The organism is Rhodobacteraceae bacterium M385, assembly GCA_025141835.1.
In the GTDB taxonomy this organism is placed as follows: domain Bacteria; phylum Pseudomonadota; class Alphaproteobacteria; order Rhodobacterales; family Rhodobacteraceae; genus Gymnodinialimonas.
On record CP081102.1, the window covers coordinates 1,799,873 to 1,810,801 of the forward strand.

Below are 10,929 nucleotides of genomic sequence, written 5' to 3' on the forward strand. Positions count from 1 at the left end.
CTATCGTTAGCGTTGCCCCGAGAACTTCGGGGCACGCTTATCCAGGAAGGAAGACACCCCTTCGGCATAGTCGGGATGTTCGCCGCATAGCTTCATCAGCTCTGCCTCAAAATCCAAATGCGCGTCCAGCGTGTTCGTCGCCGCCGCCGAGATCGCGTCCTTTGTGCGGGCGTAGCCAAATGTAGGCCCATGGGACAGTTTTTCGGCCAAGGCGCGGGCCTCATCCATCAACGTGTCGTCGGGCACCGCTTTCCAGATCAAGCCCCAATCGGCGGCTTGAGTGGCGCTCAGGGGCTCGGCCGTCAGGGCCAGCCCCATGGCCCGCGCCCGCCCTAAGATCGAGGTCAAATGCCAGCTTCCGCCCGTGTCGGGGATCAACCCAACCTTCGAGAATGATTGGATAAACTTCGCGCTTTCGCCCGCGAAGACGATATCGCACGCCAGCGCCACGCTGGACCCGGCCCCCGCCGCCACGCCGTTCACGGCGCAGATCACCGGCATCTCCAAGGCTTGGATCTGGCGCACCAAGGGGGCCCAGAAATTGCGCACTGTCGCGCCCAAATCCGGTGGCCCGTCCATCTTGCGCGGATCGCGGTCGCCGAGGTCCTGGCCCGCGCAAAAGCCACGGCCCGCGCCCGTCAAAAGGACCGCGCGTTTGCCCGCTGCAGCATCCAAAGCCTCGCGCAGGGCGAGGTGCATTTCGGTCGTGAAACTGTTGAGCCGTTCGGGCCGGTTCAGGGTAATCTCACACCATGTATCATGGTCGGTGACCAAAATGGGATCTGCCATGGGATCTCTTTCATGAATGATTTGTATACTTATCGCTTGCATGGTCGCGCCCCAAGTTCAAGGGACGCTGCCCCTTAAGCGGGCGGGGCGGATTTCTTCTTGGGCATCACCAAAGGCGCGCGGCTTTGGCCGTTGTGCAGGCGGGTTATCTTCTCGGCCAAGGCTGTGAATTGCGCCTGTTCGTCGGCCGTTAGTCCGTCGAGCACTTTAGATTGCGTGGCCTCGACCAAGGGACGCATCCGCGCGACCATAGCTTTGCCCTCAGGCGTCAGCGCCAATTGCTTTGCGCGGCGGTCGGTCTCGCTTACCTTGCGGGCCACAAGGCCCTTGGCGGCCAGACGGTCAATCACGCCGCCAATGGTAGGGCGGTCCAACGCGATCAGGCCCGCCAGGGTCGCCTGGTCAATGCCGGGATGTTCTTCAAGGATCGCCAGCGCCGCGAACTGAGGAGAGGTCATGTCGATGCCCTCGGATCGCATTCGCTCGGAAAAGATCGAGACCGAAATCTGTTGCAGACGGCGGATCAAATGTCCGGGCATGGTGTAGATGGCGCTCATGGCGGGAACATACGGGCGGGGCCGGGATTGGCAAGTAGGCATTATGTTGCACAATATTGCGCGAAATAGGCTTCTCACGCAATAAATTGCAAATCATTAAAATAGAACGTACGCTTACTAAAGTTGATTCTTGGTTGGGAGGTGACCAATGTCGAAACAGGAATTCCAGCGCCTGATGGCGCAAGTCGCGGATAGCTTGGAGGGGCGGGCCGTAGACGCCGAGATGGAAGCCCATCTCAACAGCACGTTTCCGGTGAACGGAGAGAACTTTGAGCGCCTCACCACGCTTTGCGCGGAGGGCGAGGCAGAGGGCTGGCTGATGTCGCGCGAACATGGCGGGATCAAGTTTGGTCGCGCAATCAAGCCGGGGGAAGAGGCCGGTGGATTCAGCGTCGATGTGGTCCGCATGAAGGACGTGAAGGGGCCGCATCACGTTCATACCAAAGGGGAAATCGGGGCGATCATGCCCATCTCGGGCACCCCCAAATTCGATGGGTTTGCGCCGGGGTGGTACGTCTACCCACCGGGATCGGACCACAATCCGACGGTCACGGAAGGGGACGCCTATGTGCTCTACCTTCTGCCGGACGGGGCGATTGAATTCACCGGAAAATAGGCACCACATAATCGGCAGGGAGGAAGCCACATTATGACGGGAAATGCAGCTAACTGGTTTGTAGAGCGACATTTGAACGAGGGACGCGCCGACAAGATCGCGTTCCGCGAGGCTTGGGACGGCGGGAGAGAGCTTTCCTACGGCGCATTGGCGCAAAGCACGGGCCGCGTGGCGGGCGCATTGACCCGCGCTGGCATCCACCGAGAGGCCCGCGCGGCCATGTTCGTGCTGGATCAGATCGAATTTCCCCAGATCTTCTGGGGCGCGTTGAAGGCGGGTGTCTTGCCTGTGCCGCTCAACACGCTTTTGGCCACGGACGTTTACCGCACCATCCTGAATGACAGCCGCGCGGCGATTGCCTTTGTCTCGGCAGAGCTGCTGGACGTGGTTCTGCCCGCCGCCAAAGACGCCCCCGACCTGCGCCAGATCGTGGTGATCGGCGGAGTGGCGCCTGAAGGCACGATCTCTTGGGACGCCTTCATGCAGGACGCGCCCGTGCAAGAGGCCGTCACCTGCTGCGCCGATGAAATCGCATTCTGGCTCTATTCCTCGGGCTCTACCGGGGCGCCCAAGGGCGTGCGCCATGTCCACGGCTCGTTGCAGGTTACCTGCGATACATTTGGCTGTGACGTGCTGGATATCCGCGAAGACGATGTGACCTTTTCGGCGGCGAAACTGTTCTTCGCCTATGGTCTTGGCAACGGCATGTCCTTCCCCATGTCCGTCGGCGCTACAAGTCTGCTGTTTAACGGCAGGCCGACGCCCGACAGCGTCAGCCACATCCTTGGAACCTACCAACCCACCGTCTACTACGGCGTCCCCACGCTTTTTGCTGCGATGCTGCATAAGTGGGAGGCCGAGGGCGCATCGCCCCACGCGCCACTGCGGATTTGCACCTCGGCGGGGGAAGCCTTGCCCGCCGACATCGGGCGCAAGTGGAAGGCGCTTTGGGGTGTCGACATCATTGATGGCGTAGGCTCCACCGAGATGTTGCACATCTTCCTATCGAACCGTCCCGGCGATGTGGAATACGGCACCTCGGGCACGGCAGTGCCGGGGTATGAGGTGCGCTTGGTCGAAGACGACGGCAGCGACGTCGCACCGGGCGGCGTGGGTGAATTACTGGTGCGCGGTGCATCATCAGCGGCTGACTACTGGAACCAGCGCGGAAAGTCCCAAACAACGTTCGAAGGGCAATGGACGCGCACCGGCGATAAGTATGAGCTGACCGAGACAGGCCGCTACATTTACTGCGGGCGCACCGACGACATGTTCAAGGTCTCGGGCATCTGGGTCAGCCCTTTCGAGATCGAGCAAGCGCTGGTGGAATTTCCCAGCATTCTGGAGGCCGCAGTGGTCGCCCATAAGGACGCAGACGATTTGGAAAAACCCAAAGCGTTCATTGTGTTGAAAGATGCGCAGGCGGCGTTCGAGATGGACGAACTAAAGGAGTTCATCAAAGAGAAGATCGGCAAGTGGAAGTACCCCCGCTGGGTCGAAATCGTCGATGATCTACCCAAGACCGCCACGGGCAAAATCCAGCGCTTCAAGCTGCGCTCCGTCGCATGAGTGCGCCTTGGGCAGCAGAGGGCAGGCTTCAGGCGGCTGGCAAGGGGTTAGAGTATGCCTGTTGGGGGCCTGCGCCCTCGGACGCGCTGACGCTTGTGTTGCTGCACGAAGGCTTGGGGTGCACTGCCCTTTGGCGGGACTTTCCGCAAAAACTGTCAGAGGCAACGGGTCTTGGGGTGTTGGCCTATTCGCGGGCCGGATACGGCGGCTCGGACCCCGCTGATCTGCCGCGCCCGTTGGATTACATGACCCGCGAGGCGACCCACGTGTTGCCTGAGGTGCTGGACGCCGCAGGCATCCGCCGCGCGGTGTTGGTGGGCCATAGTGACGGGGCCACCATCGCCGCGATCTATGGGGGCAGTGTGCAAGATCACCGGGTGCGCGGGCTGGCCTTGATGGCCCCGCATTTCTTCACCGAAGACATGGGCCTGACCGAGATTGCGGCCGCCAAGGTGGCCTATGAGACAACCAATCTCCGCGACAAGATGGCGAAGTACCATGCCAACCCTGACAATGCGTTTCGTGGCTGGAACGACAGTTGGCTGCACCCTGATTTCAAGGCCTGGAACGTGTCCGAGGTCCTTGATTACATCCGCGTGCCGATCCTGGCCATTCAAGGCAGGCAGGACCAATACGGCACCCTCGCGCAGATCGAAGAGGTCGAAAATCGCAGCTACGCTCCGGCGGATACGCTGCTGCTGGATGATTGCCGCCATGCTCCGTTTCTGGAGCAACCCAAGGCGGTGCTCGCGGGGCTGACAGGTTTCTGCGCCCGGTTGGAGCAGATCGAAGCGGCCCCTGTGGCGCGGTGAAGTTTCCCAAGGCTCTGACGCCAACCCACGCCTACATCCCCGGCAAAACACCCCGCCATCCGGAGGGGTGTTTTGACTCCATCCGCGACACCGCTCAGCCCGGTATGACCGAACGGGAACTGGCCGAAAGCGCCGCGTTCCAAACCGGGGTGGCCTATCTGGAGCACGGTTATTTCTGGGAGGCTCATGAGCTTCTGGAGCCGGTCTGGATGGTACTGCCTGAAGACAGCGATGCCCGCCTGATGGTGCAGGCCTTGATCCAATTGGCCAACGCCCACCTCAAGCAACGGATGGACCGCCCAAAGGCGGCGCTGCGCCTATGTGACATCGTGCGGGGGCTGCTCGGTCAGACGGGGGGCGGGGCGATCATGACCTTCGACGTGGCAGAGCTGCTGGCGCGGGTCGATTCCTTGGCGGCGGAAGTGCAGAGCCCTTAGTGATGCATTAAAGTGCAAAATGTGGACCTTGTTTCATTAATGCACTGTATTTTAACGGATTTATATCGGCTCTATCGTGCAATAATACGTTTACTTATCATTTCCCTCACCCTAGACTGAGGGCAACAGTTTTCAGGGAGGAACCCTATCATGGGCAAGGTGATTGATTTTCAAACAGATCCATCCAGCTACCGTCATTGGCGTGTGGAGTATGAGGGGCCTGTGGCGAACCTCTACATGGATGTGGACGAGGATGGCGGGTTGTTCGATGGCTACCAGCTTAAGCTGAACTCCTATGATCTGGGTGTTGATATTGAGTTGAGCGACATCGTCCAGCGGATGCGGTTTGAACACCCTGAGGTGAAAGTCGTTGTCATGCAGTCGGGCAAGGACAAGGTCTTCTGCGCGGGCGCAAATATTCGCATGTTGGGCGGGGCGGCCCACAGCCATAAGGTCAACTTCTGTAAGTTCACCAATGAGACCCGCAACGCCTTTGAGGCGGCCGAGGCCGAAAGCGGCCAGAAGTACATCGCCGCCGTGAAGGGCGCATGTGCGGGCGGCGGCTACGAGCTGGCCCTCGCGTGTAACCACATCATGCTGACCGACGACAGCACCTCTTCCGTAGGTCTGCCTGAGGTGCCGCTGCTGGCGGTTCTGCCGGGCACCGGCGGCCTGACCCGTGTGACCGACAAGCGCAAAGTGCGCCGCGATCTGGCGGATATCTTCTGCTCCATCGAAGAGGGCGTTAAAGGCAAGCGTGCGAAGGATTGGCGGCTGGTGGATGAGGTTATTGCCAACTCCAAGTTCGACGAAACGGTGCAGGACCGCGCCCGCGAATTCGCCGCCGCCTCGGAAAAGGCCGATGGCGCACAGGGCATCACCCTTGGGGCGCTCAACCGGACGATCACCGATACGGCGATTACCTATGATTTCGTTGAGGTCGAGTTGGAGCGTGACGCCCGTCGCGCCACGATTACCTTGAAAGCCCCGGTCGAGGCCGCACCTGCGGATATGGATGCGTTCCACGCCCAGGGCGACCAGGCCTATTTGCTGAAACTGGCCCGAGAGCTGGAAGACGCTATTTTGCATCTGCGCCTGAACGAGATGGAAGCAGGTCTGTGGATCTTCAAAACCGTAGGCGACGCCGATGCGTTCTTGGCACATGAGGCGGTGATTGCGGGCTCGGACCACTGGCTGGCCAACGAAGTGCGCCAGTTCTGGAAGCGCACATTGAAGCGGATCGATGTGACATCGCGCTCGCTCGCGGCATTTGTGGAGAACGGGTCCTGTTTTGCGGGTATCCTTGCGGAAATCCTGTTTGCGGTGGACCGGACCTACATGATGGAAGGCGAATTTGAGGGCGACAACCGGCCTGAAGCCACGATCAAACTATCGGAATCCAACTTTGGCGCCTATCCGATGGGCAACGATCTGACCCGCCTGCAAACCCGCTTCCTCGGCACGCCGGAAGCGGTTGAAAAGGCGAAGGAAAGCATCGGCGAAGACCTCGATGCCGATGCGGCCGAGGAATTGGGCCTTGTGACGATGATCCTCGACGATATCGACTGGGAAGACGAAGTGCGTATCTTCATGGAAGAACGCGCCAGCTTCTCGCCCGATGCGATGACAGGAATGGAAGCCAACCTGCGCTTTGCCGGACCAGAAACCATGGAGACGCGGATCTTCGGGCGTCTGACGGCGTGGCAGAACTGGATTTTCAACCGCCCCAACGCGGTAGGCCAAGACGGCGCGCTTCAGCGCTATGGCACCGGCGTTCGTGGCGATTACAACATGGAACGGGTGTAACCCAAGGGTCTGACGCGGCGCGGCGCTAGGCCCGCGCGGCCCCGGGCCAAGGCCCGGTCTACGAGACACCGACAGATGTAGACCGGGCCTCGGCCCGGGTTCAGGAGGAGAAGCAAGATGACTGCAATCGACGTATCCTACGACACAATGATCCCCAACAACGTGGGCCTGTCCGAGGACCGTAAGGTTCTGAAGGCGCTGGAAAAGTGGCACCCCGGTTATATCAACTGGTGGAATGACCTGATCCCGCAGAACTTCCAGGAAAGCATGGTCTACCTGCGCACAGCCGTCAGCGTGGACCCCAAGGGTTGGGCGAAATTCGATTACGTGAAGATGCCCGAATACCGTTGGGGCGTTCTGCTCGCGCCGCAAGTCGAGGGCCGCACGATCCCCATGGGCGAACACGCGGGCAAGCCTGCTTGGCAGGAGGTGCCCGGCGAATACCGCAATATGCTCAAGCGGTTGATCGTGATCCAGGGCGATACCGAGCCGGGCTCGGTCGAGCAGCAAAAGTTCCTCGGGCTGACCGCGCCATCGCTCTACGACATGCGCAACCTGTTCCAGGTGAACGTGGAAGAAGGCCGCCACCTTTGGGCGATGGTCTATCTGCTACAAAAGTACTTCGGCAAAGATGGCCGCGAAGAGGCCGATGACCTGTTGCGCCGCTCCTCTGGTTCTGATGAAGCGCCCCGGATGCTTGGCGCGTTCAACGAGGAAACGCCCGATTGGCTGTCCTTCTTCATGTTCACCTATTTCACCGACCGTGACGGCAAGATGCAGCTGGAAAGCCTTGCGCAATCGGGTTTTGACCCGCTGTCGCGCACCTGCCGCTTCATGCTGACCGAAGAAGCGCACCACATGTTTGTGGGCGAAACCGGTGTGGGCCGCGTGTTGCAGGCGACCTGTGACGCGATGAACAAGGCGGGCATCAACGATCCCTATGACATTGGCCGCGTGCGTGACTTGGGCGTCATCGACCTGCCAACGATCCAGAAAAAGCTGAACCTGCACTATTCCTTGTCGCTTGATCTTTTTGGGCAAGAAGTCTCGACCAACGCGGCCAATGCGTTCAACTCGGGCATCAAGGGCCGCTATATGGAGCAGCGGATTGACGACGACCACAAGCTGCAAAACGACACCTACATCGTGCGCAACGTGGTGGATGGTAAGATCGTGGCCGAAGAAGTGCCGGCCCTGACGGCGATCAACATGCGTCTGCGCGATGACTACATTCGCGATGCCGCAGGCGGCGTGGGCCGGTGGAACAAGCTACTGCAAAAGGCGGGCATCGACTTCCAACTGGAGATGCCGCACGAGGCCTTCCACCGCCAGATCGGCGTCTTCTCGGCGATCAAGGCAAACCCTCAGGGCGATATTATCTCGGCCGAGGAATGGGCCAAGAACGAGCACAAGTGGATCCCCACCAAAGAAGACGGGGCGTTCATCCAATCGCTGATGGTGCCCTGCTACGAGCCCGGAAAATACGCCAGCTGGATTTCCGCGCCCAAGATCGGGATCGATAACAAGCCCGGCGATTTCGAGTATGTCAAACTACACATGGCTTGATAGAAAAGCGGGAAGGCCGCCAAAGGCCTTCCCATCCGGCGACAGGGAGGACAGACATGGTTATCAAACGCTTAGCGAATGCGCCCGAGGCCGCGGGAGCCACAGCGATACAGCGCGACGCCTGCCTTGGCTGCGCTGATTGCCAAGGCACTTGCATGGAGATGATGCAGATGGCCTTGCTGCCTGAAATTCTTCGCCGCCGCCGGGAGGGCAAGTTGTGAACCAACCTTTGAAACAACATCTGATCGACCCCGAAATCTGCATCCGCTGCTATACGTGCGAGATGACTTGCCCAGTGGGCGCGATCGAGCATGACGACAACAACGTCGTGGTAAATGCCGATGCCTGCAACTTCTGCATGGATTGCATTCCAGTTTGCCCGACGGGCTCCATCGACGAATGGCGGGTGGTGAACACGCCCTATACGCTGGAAGAACAATACGAGTTTGACGAGCTGCCCGAACAGGGCGAGGTCGAACAACCCGACGCGAGTGGTGCTGAGGCGGGCGACGCCGAAGTGGACCCCGTTGCGGCGCTTCTGGCCGAAGCCCATAAGGGCGCGGGCGGCAAGGCAAAGGCCCCGGCCACGGCCTCCAAGCCCGCCATCAACCTGCATAATCTGGGCCATCCGGTAGAGGCCGTGGTGCAGGGCAACTACCGTCTGACCGCAGAGGACTCTGACGCGGACGTGCGCCACATCATCCTGGATTTCCAAGGCAAGCCTTTCCCGGTGCTCGAAGGCCAATCCCTTGGCATTATCGCGCCGGGCAAGGACGCCGATGGCAACGCCCATCTGCCGCGCCTTTATTCCGTATCCAGCCCGCGTGACGGCGAACGGCCGGGGTATCACAATGTCTCTCTCACCGTGAAGCGGGAAGAGGGGGGGCTTTGCTCCAACTACGTGTGCGATCTGGAGGTTGGCGCAAAGGTGAACATCACCGGGCCCTTCGGCGCGACGTTCCTGTTGCCCTCGGACCCCGATGCGCGGCTCTTGATGATCTGCACTGGCACCGGATCGGCTCCGATGCGGGCGTTCACCATGGCGCGGCAACGCACCGTGGGGACCAAGCCCGGCGGCATGATGATGTTCTTCGGCGCCCGGACGCCGGACAGCCTGCCGTACTTCGGGCCGCTCAAGAAAATGCCCGATGAATTGCTGCACAAGCACCTCGTGTTCAGCCGGATGCCCGGCGCGGAAAAGGAATACGTGCAAGACCGGATGCGCGCGGAAGAAGACGCGGTGGCCGAATACCTGAAAGACCCCAAGACCCACATTTATATCTGTGGTCTCAAAGGGATGGAGGAAGGGGTGGAGAAAGCCTTTACCAACATCGCGGAATCCATGGGCGAGCAATGGCTAAACCTGCGCGATGCCATGCGCGAAGATGGCCGCTACCATGTGGAGACCTACTAAGTGACGTCCCTGTCCGACACGGGCCGTCCCGCCACGGCATTGCAGCACAAGATCAACGTGACGTGGGGCGATTGCGACCCTGCAAAGATCGTCTACACCGGGCGTCTTCCGTGGTTCGCGCTCGATGCTATCAACAGCTGGTGGGAGGCCCATTTGGACGGTGACGGTTGGTTCCAGATGGAGACAGACCGCAATTTCGGCACGCCTTTTGTGCGGCTGGAAATGGATTTCCGCACACCGGTCACGCCGCGCCATGATCTGATTTGCCACGTCTGGCCCGAGAAGTTGGGCGAAAGCTCGATCACGTTCCGGGTGGACGGTGAGCAGGACGGAAAGCTGTGCTTCTCCACCCGCACGGTGAGCGTTTTCATCGTGGCCGACCAGTTCAAGAAGCAACGCGCGCCAGAAGAGGTGCGCGCGATTATTGAGCCGCTGATTGCCGCGCAACCCAAGGGTGACGATGCCTGACGACATCCGACATATGCCTTTTGAAGAAGACGTTGCCGACCTGATCGCCCATGTCGGCCGCACGGTGTTGTCCTTTCGCAAGGCGCGGCGAATGTCGCGACGGGAATTGTCGGAAACCTCGGGCGTATCGCCACGGTATTTGGCAAAGCTGGAAGCGGGCGATGGCAACATTTCAATCGGGTTGCTCAAGCGGGTGGCCTTGGCATTGGAAACACCGGTTGAGCAGCTTTTGGTGCGGGAAGATCACCAAAGCGCCGAGATCCGGCACCTGACGCAAATGTACCGCCGCGCCGATGCCGGGACCCGTGCCCGCGTGTTGCAGGTGCTGGACCCCGAGCGGACCCGTGCCCAAAAGGCAGAACGGCTGTGTTTGGTGGGTCTGCGCGGCGCCGGGAAATCGACCCTCGGGGCGAAACTCGCGGTGACGTTTGACGCGCCCTTTATCGAGCTGAATAACGAGATCGAGCGCAACGCAGGCATCCCCGTGGCCGAGATCATCGCGCTATACGGTCAGGAGGGCTACCGCCAGCTAGAGGCCGATACGCTGGATGGCATTGTGAAAGCCCATGAACGCGCCATCGTGGCTGTGGCGGGCGGGATCGTGTCCGAGGAAACGACGTTTCAGCAGTTGCTGTCACGATTCCACACGGTTTGGCTGCGCACGTCGCCCAACGAGCACATGGAACGGGTCCGCGCTCAAGGGGATATGCGTCCGATGGAAGGCAACCCGCAGGCGATGATCCAATTACGCCAGATATTGAAGACTCGCGAAGTCTATTACTCCCAAGCAGACCACCTGTTAGATACCAGTGGAAAGTCCGTGGACGTAAGCCAAGCGGAGCTGTCTGACCTGATCCAAACCTATCAAATTCTGGGCCCCGATCGCCGCTGATCG

12 protein-coding genes are annotated in these 10,929 nt (G+C 60.3%); 10 read left to right on the forward strand and 2 right to left on the reverse strand.

What is annotated here, in order from left to right:
• Positions 1–6: 6 nt before the first annotated feature.
• Both paaG and K3728_08815 read right to left on the reverse strand, forming a co-directional pair.
• The gene (paaG, locus tag K3728_08810; protein ID UWQ97295.1) at positions 7–789 is read right to left on the reverse strand and encodes a 2-(1,2-epoxy-1,2-dihydrophenyl)acetyl-CoA isomerase PaaG; all 783 of its coding nucleotides are present in this window, start codon (positions 787–789) and stop codon (positions 7–9) included.
• Between the two features lie 74 nt (positions 790–863).
• Entirely contained in the window at positions 864–1,328 is a 465-nt protein-coding gene (locus tag K3728_08815; GenBank protein ID UWQ97499.1) for a MarR family transcriptional regulator, read from the reverse strand.
• 166 nt (positions 1,329–1,494) lie between these two features.
• On the opposite strand from K3728_08815, the gene K3728_08820 reads away from it, so the two are divergent.
• The 10 genes from K3728_08820 (at position 1,495) to K3728_08865 (ending at position 10,926) form a co-directional block, all read left to right on the forward strand.
• A complete protein-coding gene (locus K3728_08820) occupies positions 1,495–1,962 on the forward strand; it encodes a DUF4863 family protein (protein ID UWQ97296.1) in 468 nt (155 codons plus the stop codon).
• A gap of 33 nt (positions 1,963–1,995) precedes the next feature.
• Positions 1,996–3,531 carry a benzoate-CoA ligase family protein gene (locus tag K3728_08825; GenBank protein UWQ97297.1) on the forward strand — a complete coding sequence of 512 codons (1,536 nt, stop codon included), beginning with the start codon at positions 1,996–1,998 and terminating at the stop codon, positions 3,529–3,531.
• Positions 3,528–4,343, forward strand: a complete 816-nt coding sequence (locus tag K3728_08830; GenBank protein UWQ97298.1) for an alpha/beta hydrolase — start codon at positions 3,528–3,530, stop codon at positions 4,341–4,343. Before K3728_08825 ends, K3728_08830 begins: the two co-directional genes overlap by 4 nt.
• Complete coding sequence (locus K3728_08835; GenBank protein UWQ97299.1) at positions 4,340–4,780, forward strand: DUF309 domain-containing protein; 441 nt, start codon at positions 4,340–4,342, stop codon at positions 4,778–4,780. The genes K3728_08830 and K3728_08835 overlap by 4 nt, the downstream gene beginning before the upstream one ends.
• Positions 4,781–4,930: 150 nt before the next feature.
• Entirely contained in the window at positions 4,931–6,586 is a 1,656-nt protein-coding gene (gene boxC, locus K3728_08840; GenBank protein ID UWQ97300.1) for a 2,3-epoxybenzoyl-CoA dihydrolase, read from the forward strand.
• Between the two features lie 117 nt (positions 6,587–6,703).
• The gene (gene boxB / locus K3728_08845; protein UWQ97301.1) at positions 6,704–8,152 is read left to right on the forward strand and encodes a benzoyl-CoA 2,3-epoxidase subunit BoxB; all 1,449 of its coding nucleotides are present in this window, start codon (positions 6,704–6,706) and stop codon (positions 8,150–8,152) included.
• 56 nt (positions 8,153–8,208) lie between these two features.
• Entirely contained in the window at positions 8,209–8,373 is a 165-nt protein-coding gene (locus tag K3728_08850) for a hypothetical protein (protein ID UWQ97302.1), read from the forward strand.
• The gene (gene boxA, locus K3728_08855; protein UWQ97303.1) at positions 8,370–9,566 is read left to right on the forward strand and encodes a benzoyl-CoA 2,3-epoxidase subunit BoxA; all 1,197 of its coding nucleotides are present in this window, start codon (positions 8,370–8,372) and stop codon (positions 9,564–9,566) included. The genes K3728_08850 and boxA overlap by 4 nt, the downstream gene beginning before the upstream one ends.
• 51 nt (positions 9,567–9,617) lie before the next feature.
• Positions 9,618–10,034: an acyl-CoA thioesterase gene (locus tag K3728_08860; protein UWQ97500.1), complete on the forward strand. Its 417-nt coding sequence runs from the start codon at positions 9,618–9,620 to the stop codon at positions 10,032–10,034.
• Entirely contained in the window at positions 10,027–10,926 is a 900-nt protein-coding gene (locus tag K3728_08865) for a helix-turn-helix transcriptional regulator (protein UWQ97304.1), read from the forward strand. Before K3728_08860 ends, K3728_08865 begins: the two co-directional genes overlap by 8 nt.
• Positions 10,927–10,929 lie beyond the last annotated feature (3 nt).

Bases quoted from the DNA above. Each gene is read 5' to 3' on its own strand.
- boxB (UWQ97301.1), top strand. From the start codon at position 6,704: ATGACTGCAATCGACGTATCCTACGACACAATGATCCCCAACAACGTG.
- paaG (UWQ97295.1), bottom strand. From the start codon at position 789: ATGGCAGATCCCATTTTGGTCACCGACCATGATACATGGTGTGAGATT.
- boxC (UWQ97300.1), top strand. From the start codon at position 4,931: ATGGGCAAGGTGATTGATTTTCAAACAGATCCATCCAGCTACCGTCAT.
- K3728_08815 (UWQ97499.1), bottom strand. From the start codon at position 1,328: ATGCCCGGACATTTGATCCGCCGTCTGCAACAGATTTCGGTCTCGATC.
- K3728_08820 (UWQ97296.1), top strand. From the start codon at position 1,495: ATGTCGAAACAGGAATTCCAGCGCCTGATGGCGCAAGTCGCGGATAGC.
- K3728_08825 (UWQ97297.1), top strand. From the start codon at position 1,996: ATGACGGGAAATGCAGCTAACTGGTTTGTAGAGCGACATTTGAACGAG.
- K3728_08865 (UWQ97304.1), top strand. From the start codon at position 10,027: ATGCCTGACGACATCCGACATATGCCTTTTGAAGAAGACGTTGCCGAC.
- K3728_08850 (UWQ97302.1), top strand. From the start codon at position 8,209: ATGGTTATCAAACGCTTAGCGAATGCGCCCGAGGCCGCGGGAGCCACA.
- K3728_08830 (UWQ97298.1), top strand. From the start codon at position 3,528: ATGAGTGCGCCTTGGGCAGCAGAGGGCAGGCTTCAGGCGGCTGGCAAG.